This window comes from Vibrio sinaloensis (genome assembly GCF_023195835.1).
GTDB classification, from domain to species: domain Bacteria; phylum Pseudomonadota; class Gammaproteobacteria; order Enterobacterales; family Vibrionaceae; genus Vibrio; species Vibrio sinaloensis_C.
In genome coordinates, this window is the sequence record NZ_CP096200.1 from 346241 (window position 1) to 362967 (window position 16727).

Genomic DNA, 16727 nt, shown 5'->3' on the forward strand with positions numbered 1-16727 from the left:
TGATATCAATTATCATTTGCAATTAAAGCAATTATCATTACGATGAGTTCATCATTGGTCACTATTAACTGTTTACACATTGAAACTCGCGCTTTCACTTCCGCATACTTTTTTAATTTGGTTCATTGGCTTAAGTCTGGCGGCGACCAGCTACATCACCGTCCACCACTACGAGACGCAAAAACTTGAAGGCCATTTACATAGCCAGCTTAACAATCAAGTACAGAAGCTGTTTCAAACGTTAACCAGTATCGAGCGCTTGCTTTACGCGACTCGTGCTTATCTCGATAATGCAAACCGCCCAAGCCAAAACCAGTTTGAAGCCTATTTCAGTGAGCAAGTCAGTTATGACCACGCGATTCCATCGGTACTATGGGCGCCAAAGGTTGAGCTCAACCAGTTAAGCGCGTTTGAGTATCAAGCCAAGCAGCAGGGCTTATTGGGCTATCAAGTGATGCCTCCCATTGACCAACGCTCTGCTCGGCCATGGTTTTTGCCCACTCATACTTTGCCGGTGCTCTATCTCTCGTCCCCGTTTGAAGGTAGCGATATGCTAGGGCTTAGACTTGAGAGCAACGCCCACATCGTCAATGCCCTATCTCGAGCGCTCAGCAGCCAACAGGTGGAGGTTGCTAAACTCAATGCCCAGTCAAGCAGCGAAGTCATGTTGGTGCTGAGTAAGTTCAATCTTGACGGACAGTTCGATGGCGTAGTGGCTGCCAAACTCAAACTCGAACCTTTGCTTGGCCAAATCTGGCAGCAAGAGATCAACTCCGACTCTACGCGAATTGAGGTGTTTACTCGGCCATACAACCAGTTAATTTTTGGCTCTCACCTCAATACACAACTCACCCATACCCCCATCACCGAACGGCAACTGAGTGCCAGCCGAACATTTAACGTGCCGCTGTTTAATCAACAATGGCAAGTGACCATTACCACTGTCGACCGCACCGGCAGTACGCTCATCTACGGCAGCGCGTCGGTGATGCTAATTCTACTGCTCACCATTTTTGCCACCATGGCTGCCAATTTTTATTCGTTGCGACTGAAAGTTTCCGACCAGGTAATAGAAGAGAAAACGCGTAGCTTAGCGCAGCAAGCGATCAAAGACGACCTGACTGATCTCAATAATCGCACAGCACTAAGCCAAGCGGTGGACCACCAGCTTCAACAGTTAAAACTGGGGCGTTCTATCGGTTTTTCGGTGATGTTTATTGACCTTGACCGATTCAAAGTGATCAATGATTCCATGGGCCACCTTCATGGTGACACGCTGCTCAAGCAAGTCGCACAGCGGATCAGCGATCACTGCCGCGACAACGACCTCAGTTTTCGTTTTGGCGGCGATGAATTTGTGATCTGCCTGCCCAACCTGATTTCAAACAGTGCGCTTGAGGCAATTTGCCAACGCTATTCTCACGTGCTGAGCCAACCGTACCTGGTGAACAATCAACAGTGCCATGTTGGGGCCAGTATCGGCGTGACGATAGTCACCAATGCCAATCAAAGCCTGACTCAAATATTGCGCGAAGCCGATACCGCCATGTATCAAGCCAAAAGTTCAACCCACGATAAAGTGGCCTTTTTTCATGAGAAAATGTTTCATCAGGCCAAACGACGTTTCACCTTAGAACAAGAGCTCGCCAGTGCCATGGCGCTCAAGCAACTGTCCTTGGTCTATCAGCCCATTTATCATTGCCAAAGTGATCAAGTGGTCGGGTTTGAGTCTCTGATTCGTTGGAAGCACCCCAAATTAGGGCCCATCTCACCACAAGACTTCATCCCGATTGCCGAGGAGACCGGCTTGATCATTGCGATTGGCGACTGGGTAGCGAATGAGTGCTGTAAAACACTGCAACGACTTTGGCACACACGCCAAGGTCATGGCGTGCCGCGTTTTAACATCAATGTGTCAGCCAAGCAGTTTGAATCTGAGCACATCTATCTGACACTGCAGTCGCTGCTCGATCATTACGACTTTCCTGCTCACTTAATCGGCGTAGAAATCACAGAGTCGATGCTACTCAGCGATGAATGCAGCGCTCAGCAGTTAGCCAGAATCAAAGCGCTCGGCGTAACCTTGTATATGGATGACTTCGGCACTGGGTTTTCATCACTGTCGGTGCTCAATGACTACCCTGTAGACGTGATCAAAGTAGACCGAAGTTTCGTCAGTCGTATCGCCCTTGGCCAGCGCAATGCCGATAACCTTTGCCAAGCGATCATTAATATGGCACATACCATCGACCGCGCTGTGGTTGCAGAAGGCGTCGAAACGCCCGAGCAGCTTGCTTTTCTCACCCATCATCATTGCAACTACGTTCAAGGCTACCTTAAATCTAAGCCCGTCACCGTGTGTCAAATCGAGCAGTTACTTAACACTGTCCCTCATCGACAAAGCGCGTAAAAAAGCCTGTCATCGACAGGCTTTAGAAAAAAACAGAGTATTTAGCTTAATCGAGCCGGTCACACTTGGCTGCGCAAATGAAGTCATTTTGATGCAGGCCTTTAATCGAATGACTCCACCAAGTCACGGTGACTTTGCCCCACTCAAGCAAGATTGATGGGTGGTGAAACTCATCTTCTGCCAATTGCGACACTTTGTTAGCAAACGCCCAAGCCAACTTATAGTTTTTAAATGTATACACCTTTTCCAGTTGCGGTATACCATCGCGTTCAAGTAGCTGCCATCCATCAAGTTCGGTGAGCAGTAATCGTCTCTCTTCGGCACCTAACGCTACCGCACTGCTAGTACAAGCTTCACAGCGTAATTCATCAAGCATGAGTCACTTCCTTTGGTTCAAATAATGGGGGTAGCAGGCCAGCTTTCATCGCCTGTTTAACATGGAACATTAAGTCCATTTGGCTGAGTTTGTACAACTGCTGAATATCATCAAGCACGAAATACTCTGGCTGCATAATATCAATGCGATACGGGGTTCTTAACACGGTGTGAATATCAAACACCTCGCGCTTTGCTGCTGGGTCGTCAAGTGCGTAAAGCGTTTCTCCTGGTGAAGAGAGGATCCCACCGCCATAAATTTTGGTTTCATCGCCCTCTTTGACTAAGCCAAACTCGACCGTAAACCAGTAAAGACGCGCCAAATACACACGCTCTTTGTCGCTGGCCTCTCGTCCTAGTTGACCGTACGTCTGGGTAAACTTGGCAAACTCTGGATTAGTCAGCATGGCACAGTGACCAAAAATCTCATGGAAAAAATCCGGCTCCTGGAGATAATCGAACTCTTCGCGACTGCGCAAAAACGTTGCCACGGGAAACTTTTTCTCCGCTAACAAAGCGAAAAATCGATCAAAGTTGATCAGCGCAGGCACAGGCTCGACCTGCCACCCCGTCGCGCTTGCCAGCACTTTGTTGATATCGACAATTTGCGGGGCGCGCTCAAGCGGCAAATCAAGCATTCGTAAACCTGCGAGATACTCTTTACACGCGCGTTTTTCAACTAGGCTCAACTGCCGTTTGACCAAATCGCGCCATACTCGATCTTCCTCGACACTCCAGTCAACCAGTCCTTGTTCATTGACGGGTTTTGAATGATATTGCGCCATACCTAGCTCCGTTAACAATTCCTTCACATTTAGCCTATCGCCATGTGATAGTGCTGACAATTTAACCGACGCACTCCGCCCCCTTGTCTTGGTGTAACATTTTTTTTACATTTGACAGCTTTTCTCTTATTTTTCAGCCATCTGTTGTCACTGGATAAGTTTGACTTTGACCACTATTTCATCAAAGCTTATTGCTATAACGGAGAATGATAAGACGAGGATGTCATGACCAACCCAGAGCCAAATTCCTCCGCCCCGATTTGGGTGCCAAGTAGTGAGAGAATTGAGTCATCAAACCTAAGCCAATTCATAAAACACATTAATATTCAGGGTGATGTAATCGAAACCTATGCGGACTTGCACCGCTGGTCTATCGATTATAAAAAGGATTTTTGGCTAGAAATCTGGCAATTTTGTGACGTCATCGGCTACAAAGGCGACTGCATCTTAGGCGAGGGCTTGGCCAAGTGGGGCACGTTCAATCCGAGCCGAGACACTATCTGGTTCCCTCAATCTCAGCTCAACTACGCTGAAAACCTGCTCGCATACTCGTTTCAGGCCCCGGATGACATCGCCATCTGGTTCAAGAATGAGCGCGGACAAAATCGTCAGCTCTCTTGGCAAGACTTGTGTGACCAAGTGTCAATTATGCAGCAGTGGTTAAAACACAACGGGGTAGAGAAAGGGGATGTGGTCGCGGGTTACCTACCGCATATGCCAGAAACCGTTATCGCGATGCTCGCGGCCACCAGCTTGGGCGCGATATGGACCTCCACGTCACCCGACTTTGGCGTAGAAAGTGTCATCGAGCGCTTTGGACAGGTTCACCCCAAAGTGTTGTTTTGCTGTAATGGTTACGACTTTAATGGCAAAACCTTCCACATGGAGGAGAAAAATCGTCAGATCTCCGATGCGCTGCCAAGCCTAGTCAATACCTGTCAAATCAACTATCTACAATCGAGTTTATCGCATGAAGATCACAGTGAAGCCTTCTCGGATTGGGAGTCAATTCTCGCCAGTTTCTTACCTCGAGGCATCAACTTTGAGCGTATTGGCTTTAACGATCCTCTGTTTGTCCTCTATTCCTCTGGGACCACAGGCAAGCCAAAATGTATCGTTCACTCCGTTGGCGGTACGGTATTAAACCATCTTAAAGAGCATCAGCTTCACTGCGATATTCAGCCCAAAGACCGCGTCTTCTATTACACCACCTGTGGCTGGATGATGTGGAATTGGCACGTGTCAGCACTGGCCAGCGGCGCGACCCTAGTGATTTTTGATGGCAGCCCAATGTACCCAAATCCAAATGCGCTATGGCAGTTGGCGCAGGAGGCAAATGTTACCCTGTTTGGCACCTCGGCCAAGTATCTTGAAGCGCTGCAAAAGAGCGAGTTTAATCCAAGCAGTTGCTACTCATTGCACAGCCTAAGAACCCTCTGCTCTACCGGCTCAGTGCTCTATCCTGAGCAGTACGATTTTGTTTATTCATCAATCAAAGTCGACGTGCATCTCGCCTCGATCTCTGGTGGCACCGACATCTGTGGCTGCTTTGTGATTGGCAATCCTATCTCACCCGTGTATCGCGGAGAATGCCAAGGGGCGGGACTGGGCATGGACGTCGCGGTGTTTGATGCCAGTGGTCAGGAGGTTGTTAATCAGCGTGGTGAGCTGGTTTGTCGCAACAGTTTCCCCAATCAGCCGCTTGGCTTTTGGCACGATGACGGCGAACGCTATCACAACGCCTACTGGGATAGATACCCAAATGCTTGGCACCATGGTGACGACGTTGAGTTAACCTCGCGCGGTGGTATGGTCTTCTACGGGCGTAGCGATGCGACACTAAACCCGGGCGGCGTTCGTATCGGCACTGCGGAAATCTATCAGCAGGTGAACCGATTGAATCCGATTCAAGACTCGATTGCCGTCGCTCGTCGGGTTGAAGGGGATGAAAAAGTGGTGCTGTTTGTCCAGTTGGCCGCCAATCACATTCTAGATGATGAGCTTAAGCAAACCATTCGCCAAACACTTCGCCAGCAATGCTCACCTCGCCACGTTCCGGCTGAGATCTACGCGATCAGTGACATTCCCAAGACTAAGTCAGGTAAGTTAGTCGAACTCGCAGCAAAACAAGTGCTACATGGTCAGGAGGTGCAAAACTTAGGCGCGATTGCCAATCCGCAAGCACTCAATGAGATCGCTCAGTATCATCAGCTACCTGTCAGTTAGATAGCCATCATTTGTGGGCTTTCTGGAGTTGAAAGCCCGCTTGTACTCTCCCGCATACTCTATGCGTAATGGCTGGCTCTCTTTTGTCTGCAAACAAAGTTAAATCACCTGCCTCCATTGTTTTTCCCGCTTTGGTTATCTAAACCAACAAACATTGTTGGTACTCGGCCACATTCAAATCTTTTTTCCCATATAGGATGCTGGGTGTTTTTACCTCAAGGTGACATAACACTGCGTTTTTTAGACATATTTGTCATTCCCCTGACAAAACGCCCTGACCTATTAAAAATTCAAATACTACCTATTTTCAACACTGTTTTTTTAGTTGTTAAAGTTCGTACCACAGTCAAGCACCCCCGCTGACACAATTGAAATAGGTATATTGAAATGAACAAGAAAATCACTCTACTTGCACTATCTTCTATCTTTGCTGTTGCTTCAGTTCAGGCGACTGAGCTAACAGGCGGCCTAGAAATCGATAACAAGTTCTCAGCAGATCAGGTTGAGGACAAAGGTACTGGCGTGAAACTATTTGCTGGTTACGAGGGCTTCGGCGTATCGGCTAAGCGTAATGACACTAAAGTTAAAGAGTACAACCTTAACTACACACACAACTTCGAAAACTTCTTTGTAAAAGGTGAGTACGAGTATGTTGATAACCGCTCTCGCGTTGATGCTAACGGCGTTAGCGACATGGGTTCTGATGTCAACAAGTTTGGTATCACCGCAGGTACTAACGTAATGGATATGTTTGATACTTCATTGCGTCTACGTAAAGACCTAGCGGCGAAAGAGATGGGTGGTAAGAAAAGTGACATCACGCGCTTTGACCTAGCAGCAGGCAAACAGTTTGAGAACGTATACTTCAACACTAAGCTAGTTGGTATGCATGAAAATGATGCCAACAGTGTCGACACAGCTAAAGGCGGTAAAGACACAGTCTACAACGTAGAAGCACGTTTAACATTTAACAACATCGCAGGCGGCTTTGTTCCTTACTTTGAAGCGGGTAATGAAGGTAGCCACCAGAATGACAAGCGTAACACTTACGGCAAAGTCGGCGTAGTATTAAACTTCTAATTAAGGTAGCTGAAGATGTTGAAAAAAATACTGATCTGTTCCGCAGTTATCTTGTCCGCCAACGCTTATGCGCTTTGTGAGTCGGGTAACGCCATTACTGATGCTGTAGAAGGCGCGGTTGTGGGTGGCGTTGTTGGCGCGATTGCTGGTGACGCACAAACAGGTGCAGCAATCGGCTCTGGTGCCGCTGTGATTGACGGCGCTTATCAAGATGCTGAATGTGACGAAGCGATCGGCGACGCAATTGTTGTAGACGCTATCGAAGATGAGTACGAAAGTGAAGTGGTAGAAGACGCTATCGTATTTGATGCGCTCACTGACTAAACATCTAAGCTGTCTATAAGCAAGTGAGAGATGCAGTTTGAAGCTAGTTTGATATATCAATCCAAACTAGCCTTCAACTGCATTTCTTTGTATCTATTGACGACAAAACGGTGCGAAACTATTTTGACTTTCTTTGCTGCTCTTTTCGGGCAAGCTTTTCTTGTCTGCGCTGAGCGATAACTTGATCCGCTTCACCACCGACATGGGTCTCACCTCGTTGCTTCGCAAGCTGGACTTGCTTTTCACGCTCACGAAAGCGAGCTTTTTGTTCATCGGTATGCTTGTCTATACATTTAGGGCAGCTGACGCCTTTTTCATACGCGTCTGACGCCATGTCTTCTTCAGTGATCGGCAGGCGGCAGGCATTACACATCTCGTAGCCGCTTTTTTCTAGCTGATGGTTGACCGCCACACGACCATCAAAGACATAGCAATCGCCTTGCCACAAACTCTCTTCTTCAGGCACTTCTTCAAGGTATTTAAGAATGCCGCCCTCTAGGTGATACACCTCTTCAAAGCCCTGTTCCTTCATATACGCGGTAGACTTTTCACAGCGGATCCCGCCGGTGCAGAACATCGCCACTTTTTTGTGCTTGGTAGGATCCATGTTTTCCGCAACGTACTCTGGGAACTCACGAAAAGTCTCAGTTTTTGGGTTAACGGCGTTTTTGAATGTCCCAATTTCGATTTCATAATCATTGCGTGTATCGACCACGAACACTTCAGGATCAGAAATAAGCTCGTTCCACTCAGTCGGCTTTACATATGTGCCGACCACGTGACGCGGGTCAATCCCCTCCACACCTAAGGTTACAATCTCTTTCTTGAGCTTAACTTTAGTGCGGTTAAAGGGTTGGTTTGCATCGAACGACTCTTTGTACACAATGTCTGCAAGGCGAGGGTCTTGTTTAAACCAGGCAAGAAGCGCATCAATGCCTTCGCGGCGAGCGGCGACGGTACCGTTGATCCCTTCATTGGCTAGCAAGAGCGTACCACGGACCTCATGCTTCTCCATCAAGGCCTTGAGCGGCTCACGAAGTTCAACATAATCTTCAAGACGCACAAACTTGTACAGTGCGCATACTACGTAATCTGTCATGTTTTTTCCTTTTAGCGAACTGGAGCGTAAATCCAGAGCTTTTTGTAAAATTGCGCGAAGTATAGCGAAGAGTACCCACGACAAATACGGACAGTTTTTGGGGATAAAAGCGGGAAGACTGGAGAGGAAACAGATATGAGCCGGGTCTTGCCTTTTGACACTATCCGACTGATTTTGAATAGTGCAAGCCAAAAAGTAGCATTCATTTTTGCATTAAGTTAGCATTGCCGACCTTTTTTCAATGGTGGGAGGTACGAATGTTTATTGGCTTTGACTACGGGACGGCAAATTGCTCAGTTGCAATGATGGAGCAAGGAGAGCCAAAGCTGCTCAAACTCGAGGGCGACAGCGTATACATTCCTTCTACCCTCTCCGCGCCCGGCCGCGAAGCGGTGGCTGAGTATCTATTTAAACACCGCAATATTAAACCCATCGACAATGTGGGTGAACAGGTGCTTCGACGCGCGATCAACATCAACCGAGAAGAAGGCATAGAGTTTATTGCCGAAGAGGTCGCGTTTGGCCAAGCTGCGCTGGATCACTACCTGCAAGATCCCAGCGAGAGTTACTACGTTAAGTCGCCAAAGTCGTTCTTAGGGGCTTCTGGACTGCGTGACGTTCAAGTCAGCTTCTTTGAAGATCTCGTTTGCGCCATGATGGATAACATCAAACGAAACGCCGAAGCGGATGCGCAGCAAACCATCACAGAGACCGTGATCGGTCGACCGGTAAATTTCCATGGCCGCGACAGCGAAGCCGCAAATCGACAAGCCGAAAGTATCTTGCTTAAGGCAGCAACACGCGCAGGCTTCAAACACGTTGAGTTTCAATTTGAACCGGTCGCTGCAGGTCTTGAGTACGAAGCCTCGTTAAACGACAACAAAACCGTACTGGTGGTCGACATAGGCGGCGGTACCACAGACTGCTCACTGATCGAAATGGGACCAAGCTGGCGTGGTAAAGCAGACAGAACACAAAGTTTGTTAGCGCACAGTGGTCAGCGTGTTGGGGGCAACGATCTCGATATCGCCCTCGCGTTTAAAAAGCTGATGACGCCATTTGGTCTTGGCAGTAAAACCACCGCAAATATCGTTATGCCAACCATCCAATTCTGGAACCCGATTGCAATTAACAGTGTCGATGCCCAAGCGGATTTTTACTCTCGTTCAAATTTGGCGACGCTAAAACAGCTCAAGAAGGAAGCGCAAGAGCCTGAAAAACTCGCCCGTCTATTGGAAGTATTCCATGAGACACTAGGCTACCGCCTTGTACGTCAAGCAGAACAAGCCAAGATTACGCTTTCCGATCACGCCCACTATCACGGTGTGATTCAACTGCTGTCTGAACAGCTCGAAGTGGATATCCGCTTTGAGGACATGATCGAAGCGATAGAGACACCAAAACAGAAAATGGCAGAATTGGTCAAAGAAGCGGTAGAGCAAGGCGGCGTGAAACCCGACGCGATTTTCATGACTGGCGGTTCAGCACGCTCACCGATTCTGCGCGGCGCAGTTCAAGAAATACTGCCGAGCATTGATGTGGTTAGCGGTAACTACTTTGGCTCGGTTACAGCGGGATTAGCCCGCTGGGCAGACGTCTGTTTTAGATAATCGACAGTCCTACTACCTAACCGTAGAGCAGCGTTTAACTACTGCTGCAACTAAACTCAATCGCAAAAAAAGCCCGGTGTTGAAACCGGGCTTTCTGTTGTGTGATTCTCTATTTTTTGGCCAGCGCCATGAGTACCGTGAGCGAGCCATGTGGCGTGTCTATCTCGAAAGGCGTCAATACCTCTACCTGACTAAAGCCGACACTGGTCAGTACCTGTTCGGTATGAGCGATGGTCATGCCGCCTGGCTCATCGACATCGGATAACCAGTCCCAATGAACGAAGTAGCCACCCTCATTAAGCAGACTGTAAACGATATCGGCGACCTCAGAATAACTGGGGACAAAGCTACATACGGATGAAGCGACGACCACATCGAATTGAGCGCGAAATGCCGGATGCATCGCAACCAAACCTCGTGTGAGCATATCGACGACGGGCTCGACATTGGGTAGCTCTTTCATGTCAAGCTGTTCGATCATGGCTTCGGAGCTGTCAAGGGCGACAATATCTTTTACCATGGGTGACAATCGCTGGCTGAGCAATCCCGTTCCACAACCAAAATCTAAGATGTGCTTTCCTTTCACATCAACGAACTTTAGCAAGGATTCAAAGGCTTTGTCCGCGTATATATGTGTGGAGGCTTCCGAGTCCCAGCTTTGCGCGACATCGTCCCAACTATTAGCCATCATGATCTCCCTGTAACTACATTCATTAGGCGTTGAGCAAGAGTACCAAAACTGCATGAAATTCATAGCATTTCAGTGAGGAAAACAGACAACCGCCTAAGATTGATATAATATCGGCCAAAGACTCAGCCAATTGTTTAAAAGATGAACTTATCGCAAATTGAAGCCTTTTGTACTGTCGCCGACTTGGGCTCTGTTTCAGAGGCAGCTCGTCAATTAGAATGCAACCGTACTAAATTAAGTATGGCAATCAAAGCGTTAGAAAAAGACCTCGCGGTTGAGCTGTTCGTGCGCAGTGGCAATAACCTTATGCTTTCAGAAGCGGGCAAAGCCATCTACAAAGATTGCCAAAATTTGCTGGTGACCGCCGCGCGTATTCGTCAAACTTGTGCCCAAGTCTCGGGTGAGTTTAACGCCGAAATCTGGATTGCTCGCGACGACTCTCTCCCAGATGAGTTGTGGCAAGATTTGTCACATCGACTCAATAATCGCTTTCCAGCCACATCGTTTAATATTGTGTTGGCATCCAGTGGGGATTTGGCCAACTTAGTGGCAACAGCACAAGTCGACTTCGCTTTTGGCGTCGACTATGAGCGTATCGACGATCCACACATCACCTATCAGCCGCTCGGCAAAATTCGCATGATGTCGGTATGTCGTGCCAGTAATCCCCTCGCCAAATTGCGCCGCGTATCCGACGATGACTTACGTAATTCGATGCAAGCGGTGATGGTCTATCTTAACGAGAAAGACAACCCAGAGCTGCAACCCTTCTCACTGCGTTATATCGGATTTTCCAGCTTTGATTACATGCTCAATACCATTCTCAACGAAGATGCGTGGGGCGTCCTACCCGAACCGCTGATTCGCCACCTACTGCGCAAACAAGATCTGGCAGTGATCAAACATACCTATGGTTTGACTCAAGAAGATTACTGTATGTTCACCGCCGCGGGTATGTCTGAGCACCCGGGCATGTCGTGGCTTGCAGATAAACTCAACGAATATCTTTTCGACTTCTAACTAAAATCCGGCTTGTTTTTCACCACGCGTCACTCAGTGTCAAGATAAATGACACCAGAATTAATCATTAAACCATTGATAAATAATAAAAATAAATAGATAAGGTCAGATTGAACCCGTTTCCCATACCAATAGTGTTTGTTTAATTAGCCGATTTTGAGAACACTATAAGGGTGTTTCTTGTAGAGATTTCATCATGTGTGCTAGGACAAGCCTAAACGAAAAACGTATTCTAACCTTCTCAGCTTTGCTGGCATCTGGCTTTGCTGGCGGTGGTTTGATTCTAGGTATGCTCGTTGGCTCACTAGTGATTGTGTTTGATGGCGTCTACTCATTAGTCAGTTTGCTGTTAACATTATTGTCGCTCGCGGTATCAAAGTTTATCGAACGCCCTTCTCGCCGTGAGTTTCCTTTTGGTAAATCCGTTCTTGAGCCAATTGTTATCGTGATTAAAGGGGCTGTGATCCTCGCCATTGTGGGCTATTCACTGCATTCAGCGGTTATTGCTGTGTTCAATGGCGGCCGTGAAGTAGACGCCAGTATCGCGACACTGTTCGGCGTGATTAATGTATTGGGTTGTGGTTACGCTTGGTGGCATATTGCTAATAAGTCTAAACGTTTTTCATCTGGTCTGATCGAAGCTGAAGCCAAACAGTGGCAAATGGACACCCTATTAAGCGTTGCGGTCACTCTCGGTTTTATCGCGGCATGGTTGCTGACTCTGTCTCCATTGGCACATTACTCGGTGTACGCCGACCCAATGATGATGATCGCCATGTCGTTCTACTTTATCAAGGTGCCTTTTGAGATGCTGCGCGATGCCCTACGCGAGTTATTGATGATGAAGCCAGCCGAAGATATATGCCGAGCGGTGGATAAAGAAGTGTCAGCGCTGGCTGAGCAGGTATCACCGCAGCTTGAGCTGGCAGGGGTCACCAAAGTAGGACGTGAGCTGCGCGTTAAACTCGACGTGCGCCCAATCGATCAACAGTTAAAAGTGGCCGAGCTTGAGAAAACGCGCCGAATTCTCAAAGACAAACTCTCTAAGTTGTCGCTCGACCTTAACCTAACGATGAATATTGCTCATTAAGCTGGCAACACCCTCAGATTCAACGACATCGTCTTATTGAGCCCGGATATTCTCCGGGCTTTTCTTTGTTCAAAAGCTTGTCGCCTTTGAAGAATGCCTAGTCACATCGACTCCAATACACTGCCGTTGTAAACAAACTTAGATGCCCTGTATATCCCCCAAATGTGGGGGATGAAAAACCTTTGTTGATAGATAAGCTGATATGCGAGCTATGCCCAACAGACTGACTCACTCAACTGCTGGGCGTTGCTCAATCAACATTAGAACAATACCTTCAAAGGAATGAATGATGCACAAGCTCACACTAACCACACTGGCTTTATTGGTGCTATCGGGCTGTAACGACGGCAGTGGCCAGTCTTCTAGCACACCACCAAGTAATCAAGACCAATCTGCTCCGTTAACAGGGCGCGTTGCGGATGGCTATCTATCTGGGGCAACGATTTGTTTGGATATCAACGCAAACATGGTGTGCGATGCCAACGAGCCATCAACAATATCAACACGTGATGGTGAGTTCTCGTTAGATGTCTCTGACGAAATCGCGAACCAATACCCGATCATCGCCATCGTCACACCTGATGTCTATGATTTAGATACCAATGACTATGTAACTGACGCTTACACCTTGGTGTCACCTCCGGGCAAATACGATTTCATTAGCCCTATTACCACCCTACTCGCGTTGCAAGCAAAAGACTATTCGAATGAGTCATTGGCAACGAGTGCAAGAACACTTCGCATGCAACTGGGTGTATCTGATAATGTTGATTTATATGCTGATTTTATCGCTGCACAAAGTGGGTCTCAAGATACCGCCAGTTATGAGAAAGTCCACAACACCGCCCAGTTGGTGGCACGCAAACTTGGTCAACACCTCACGACATTTAATAGCGGTAACCAAAGTGGCGATATCGACCAATCAGAACTGATCGTGGCAACACACTCTGTTATTGACTCGATTTCAGAGCTCGCGAGTCTGGCTGAGTTAGAAGGTTTTGACGCCGACGCAATCGCGCAGTCCAAGTCAACGGAATGGCAAAACGAAGTGAAGGACATCACTCCCTCAGAAAGGGTCGAACAAATCCGCTCAGCGCTGGCGTTTAACAAAGCATTAAGCGGTGGTGTTTATCAGTATCAGGATATCGACGGCAATATTACCGAGCATCTCACCGTTAAACTTGACGTTGATCAAGCCAACTTCGACAGCCAGCAGACTATCTCGGTGTCACACAGCAATGGCGACGTGTTTACCTTTACTGCCGAAGACCGAACCGAACTCGATCTCGACTTTGATGGACAAGTAGCGTTTGCCAAGGAATTACCACAAGGATCCTTGGTTGATGGTCGTTACACTTACTCCATCACTAAAGGTGATAAGAGTGTGGTGCTGTTTGTGGATGACTATCAAGTCGTGACGGGTTTGCAACCCTACCCAGACGCCTTGCTCTCGGCTGGAATCACTTGGTTTGAGAAACCGGACGACGAAGCTTTGCTCTCCTTCCCGGTGGAGGATGATGAGCTCTATTACCAAGCTCAGTTGTTCGACATTCAAGAGACTCTGCTCTACACAGGACGTATCGAGAAAGGTAGAAATATCGCTTGGGTCCCAAGTATTGCCAGAGCCGAATCGGCCGATACTTTGCTAGTGAAAGAGTCAGATGGCGTCAATCATCGAGATAGCAACTACATTAGAGAGCTATTTAAAACGCGCATAAGCGCTTCAGCAACCGATGAACATATTGATTTTGTTCGCACTTACTTGCGCAATACGCACTACGCCAGTGACGGTGAGGACAAAAGCCGTTTTACCTTTCAATTTAATGCGATACCTGCTGCAATAAAGCAAGGCGACGAACTGATTCAGTCGATAAAATCCGTTGCGATTGAATACTTTGATCCAGATTCAGCAAGCTATGAATCGGTATTGGATGTCACGGTCGACGACTCCATCTTTACCGAGCTTGGCAAAGATGCTGAACTTGCTCCTCAACAAGGCTATAACCTCGACCACCAGCTCGACAGTGAAGATGGTTTCATCTTTCTTGATGCCTTTTTTCAAGGCGATAGCGCGAACGCTGAAATGAAAATAGGTACTTATCGTTATTCGGTGACGAACACAGATGATGAGACCTCTTACGTCTATGACTATTTCGGTGGTGAACGGGTCGACTTTCCGTCACTTACGAGTGAGAGTTTCTCTGTCGAACGGCTTAACGAGAACTGGCTTCAACTCTCTATCGATTCAGCCGACGGAGACGATGGATCCTTTGTCTATGAGTTTCAGTTCAATGTAAGGTATTGGGCAGATGACGAACTTCAAGACAACTTTCTATTCGACTTAGAGAGATCAAGAGAGCCAACGGCTCTACTTAGAACGCAAACCTTGATCGATAAAGTCGAACAGTTTGAGCGCGATCGCGATGTAAACATCGTTGACATTCTCGTTGATGTCTCGATATTTGACAGCGCTAAGAGCTATACGATCGACAACCGATTTGAAGTCGTTGATATCGAGTTTGATACACAAGTAGTGAGCTCAACTCCTTAAGCAACCATCAAGAACGCCAAACAATGCAAGTCGCAAGGCTTGCATTGTCTACGTTAGAGAGCACAGTAAATCGGGCTCGACAGTAAGGTCGCAATCAAGTCTGTCTGCGAGTGACAACCTGTCTTGACAAAAATAGACTTTAAGTGGTCCTTGATGGTGTACTCTGACCGCTCCAAGATCGTGGCAATTTCATTTCGATTGTAGCCGGCGACCAGTAACTCACAGATTTTTCCTTCTGTCTCAGTTAAACCAAAGATCGCTTTGAGAAAGTCAGGGTTTACATAGATGGGATGTTGCCGATCATAGAGGTAAACGATCACTCCTACTTCATACTCTTTGAGATGCTCGTTAAACGGCCCGTTACTTTTAATACCAATTGGAGCAAGAAGAATGGTCAGCTGAGACTGTTTGTTGTTCAAGTGCGTAACCCGACACGTTTCATTGCTTGTGTGGTCGCGTTCTATCATTTTATACAAATTCGAAATGAAATCCCGTTTGACCGAAATGTTTTTAATCGAAAAACGCTTAGGCGACACCTCTAATTCAGAATGGAGCTCACCAAGTTCAATCGCCTTTTGATTGACACAGATGACTTCACCTTTACTGTCATAAAGTAGTGCTCCATGGGGCAGTTGAGCGACCAAACTGTTTAAGTTGGACGTTTCATTACGCACGTCTTTGAACTGTTGATAGAGAGTGAAAGCTCGCTGAACATGCGGCACAAGCTCGTTAAGAATCATCACATCATCAGCAGAGAACACACGCTGGTGCTTATCACGATGTACTGTAAGCATGGCGATACGATTCTCAAGCCGACCAATTATGGCCGACGACGCGTCCAAAAATCCATGTTGTTCAAACCATTGCTCGACCATTAGCTCATGCTCTGAGAGCTGCTCTGGATCGCGACGACCAATATCGTTCAATAGGGTATAAAAACGGCGAGGAGGCGCCTGAACAAGATAGTCATAAATATAATTGCCCTTTTCTATATTGTTCTCAACACTGTGGATTAGTGCATCGCTCTTAGGACCAGCGAGCCAGGCCCCCTCGGTGATCTTGTTCATCGTATTCTGAATATGCAGTACCGCATCACAAAGTTGGAACTCATGAACTAAAAGCTCCAAAAAAGGTTGAAAACCTTGAGAATGAGTTGGTGCTAAGTAAAGCAACTCAATCAAATCGCTAAAGCGATACAGCCTGTCGTTGTCCTGTTTTTCTAACATAGTCTCTTAGTCGTAACCCCTGTGTTTAATGTGCGGTTACGTCGTTTATCTAAGTAAGATGGACAGATAACCACGCGACCTTCCTTGTAACATCATACTAACCATAAAATGCATTACGTTTAACATCACCTAGTTGAGTAATCTCACATTAGCTGTGTGCAACTGCTGTAGCAAAAGTGAGAATGCTGCGTATTTCTTCTCCGTCCTGATGTCGATGCTTGCTCTTCGTAACGATGAGAC

The 16727-nt window shown here is 47.3% G+C and carries 13 protein-coding genes; 8 read left to right on the forward strand and 5 right to left on the reverse strand.

All coding sequences use genetic code 11. The annotated features are described in order from the left end of the window. Positions 1–79 precede the first annotated feature (79 nt). Positions 80–2410, forward strand: a complete 2331-nt coding sequence (locus tag MTO69_RS15135; RefSeq protein ID WP_248335229.1) for a putative bifunctional diguanylate cyclase/phosphodiesterase — start codon at positions 80–82, stop codon at positions 2408–2410. Between the two features lie 46 nt (positions 2411–2456). Here MTO69_RS15135 and MTO69_RS15140 read toward each other — a convergent pair whose 3' ends face one another. Next, positions 2457–2786 (reverse strand): 4a-hydroxytetrahydrobiopterin dehydratase, encoded by a 330-nt coding sequence (locus MTO69_RS15140; RefSeq protein ID WP_248335230.1) that lies wholly within the window; start codon positions 2784–2786, stop codon positions 2457–2459. Continuing rightward, positions 2779–3570 carry a phenylalanine 4-monooxygenase gene (phhA, locus tag MTO69_RS15145; protein WP_248335231.1) on the reverse strand — a complete coding sequence of 264 codons (792 nt, stop codon included), beginning with the start codon at positions 3568–3570 and terminating at the stop codon, positions 2779–2781. Before phhA ends, MTO69_RS15140 begins: the two co-directional genes overlap by 8 nt. Before the next feature lie 225 nt (positions 3571–3795). Here phhA and MTO69_RS15150 point away from each other — a divergent pair, with 225 nt between their 5' ends. The 3 genes from MTO69_RS15150 (at position 3796) to MTO69_RS15160 (ending at position 7200) form a co-directional block, all read left to right on the forward strand. Continuing rightward, positions 3796–5796, forward strand: coding sequence for an acetoacetate--CoA ligase (locus MTO69_RS15150; RefSeq protein WP_248335232.1), 2001 nt, complete (start codon positions 3796–3798; stop codon positions 5794–5796). 387 nt (positions 5797–6183) lie between these two features. Beyond that, the gene (locus MTO69_RS15155) at positions 6184–6876 is read left to right on the forward strand and encodes a hypothetical protein (protein WP_248335233.1); all 693 of its coding nucleotides are present in this window, start codon (positions 6184–6186) and stop codon (positions 6874–6876) included. A 15-nt stretch (positions 6877–6891) separates the two neighbouring features. Further along, positions 6892–7200, forward strand: a complete 309-nt coding sequence (locus MTO69_RS15160) for a hypothetical protein (RefSeq protein WP_248335234.1) — start codon at positions 6892–6894, stop codon at positions 7198–7200. 118 nt (positions 7201–7318) lie between these two features. Here MTO69_RS15160 and MTO69_RS15165 read toward each other — a convergent pair whose 3' ends face one another. Continuing rightward, a complete protein-coding gene (locus MTO69_RS15165; protein ID WP_248335235.1) occupies positions 7319–8299 on the reverse strand; it encodes a rhodanese-related sulfurtransferase in 981 nt (326 codons plus the stop codon). Between the two features lie 257 nt (positions 8300–8556). Here MTO69_RS15165 and yegD point away from each other — a divergent pair, with 257 nt between their 5' ends. Further along, positions 8557–9909 carry a molecular chaperone gene (gene yegD / locus MTO69_RS15170; protein ID WP_248335236.1) on the forward strand — a complete coding sequence of 451 codons (1353 nt, stop codon included), beginning with the start codon at positions 8557–8559 and terminating at the stop codon, positions 9907–9909. A 109-nt stretch (positions 9910–10018) separates the two neighbouring features. On the opposite strand, the gene MTO69_RS15175 is transcribed toward yegD, so the two are convergent. After that, positions 10019–10597, reverse strand: a complete 579-nt coding sequence (locus tag MTO69_RS15175) for a class I SAM-dependent DNA methyltransferase (protein ID WP_248335644.1) — start codon at positions 10595–10597, stop codon at positions 10019–10021. 144 nt (positions 10598–10741) lie between these two features. On the opposite strand from MTO69_RS15175, the gene MTO69_RS15180 reads away from it, so the two are divergent. From MTO69_RS15180 to MTO69_RS15190, 3 genes are all read left to right on the forward strand, one after another. After that, positions 10742–11620, forward strand: coding sequence for a LysR family transcriptional regulator (locus MTO69_RS15180; protein WP_248335237.1), 879 nt, complete (start codon positions 10742–10744; stop codon positions 11618–11620). A 196-nt stretch (positions 11621–11816) separates the two neighbouring features. Continuing rightward, positions 11817–12710 (forward strand): cation diffusion facilitator family transporter, encoded by an 894-nt coding sequence (locus tag MTO69_RS15185; protein ID WP_248335238.1) that lies wholly within the window; start codon positions 11817–11819, stop codon positions 12708–12710. 286 nt (positions 12711–12996) lie between these two features. Then, positions 12997–15261, forward strand: a complete 2265-nt coding sequence (locus MTO69_RS15190; RefSeq protein WP_248335239.1) for a hypothetical protein — start codon at positions 12997–12999, stop codon at positions 15259–15261. Between the two features lie 53 nt (positions 15262–15314). Here MTO69_RS15190 and MTO69_RS15195 read toward each other — a convergent pair whose 3' ends face one another. Next, positions 15315–16487, reverse strand: a complete 1173-nt coding sequence (locus tag MTO69_RS15195) for a helix-turn-helix transcriptional regulator (protein ID WP_248335240.1) — start codon at positions 16485–16487, stop codon at positions 15315–15317. Positions 16488–16727 lie beyond the last annotated feature (240 nt).

Bases quoted from the DNA above. Each gene is read 5' to 3' on its own strand.
- MTO69_RS15140 (WP_248335230.1), bottom strand. From the start codon at position 2,786: ATGCTTGATGAATTACGCTGTGAAGCTTGTACTAGCAGTGCGGTAGCG.
- phhA (WP_248335231.1), bottom strand. From the start codon at position 3,570: ATGGCGCAATATCATTCAAAACCCGTCAATGAACAAGGACTGGTTGAC.
- MTO69_RS15150 (WP_248335232.1), top strand. From the start codon at position 3,796: ATGACCAACCCAGAGCCAAATTCCTCCGCCCCGATTTGGGTGCCAAGT.
- MTO69_RS15155 (WP_248335233.1), top strand. From the start codon at position 6,184: ATGAACAAGAAAATCACTCTACTTGCACTATCTTCTATCTTTGCTGTT.
- MTO69_RS15160 (WP_248335234.1), top strand. From the start codon at position 6,892: ATGTTGAAAAAAATACTGATCTGTTCCGCAGTTATCTTGTCCGCCAAC.
- MTO69_RS15165 (WP_248335235.1), bottom strand. From the start codon at position 8,299: ATGACAGATTACGTAGTATGCGCACTGTACAAGTTTGTGCGTCTTGAA.
- yegD (WP_248335236.1), top strand. From the start codon at position 8,557: ATGTTTATTGGCTTTGACTACGGGACGGCAAATTGCTCAGTTGCAATG.
- MTO69_RS15175 (WP_248335644.1), bottom strand. From the start codon at position 10,597: ATGGCTAATAGTTGGGACGATGTCGCGCAAAGCTGGGACTCGGAAGCC.
- MTO69_RS15180 (WP_248335237.1), top strand. From the start codon at position 10,742: ATGAACTTATCGCAAATTGAAGCCTTTTGTACTGTCGCCGACTTGGGC.
- MTO69_RS15185 (WP_248335238.1), top strand. From the start codon at position 11,817: ATGTGTGCTAGGACAAGCCTAAACGAAAAACGTATTCTAACCTTCTCA.
- MTO69_RS15190 (WP_248335239.1), top strand. From the start codon at position 12,997: ATGATGCACAAGCTCACACTAACCACACTGGCTTTATTGGTGCTATCG.
- MTO69_RS15195 (WP_248335240.1), bottom strand. From the start codon at position 16,487: ATGTTAGAAAAACAGGACAACGACAGGCTGTATCGCTTTAGCGATTTG.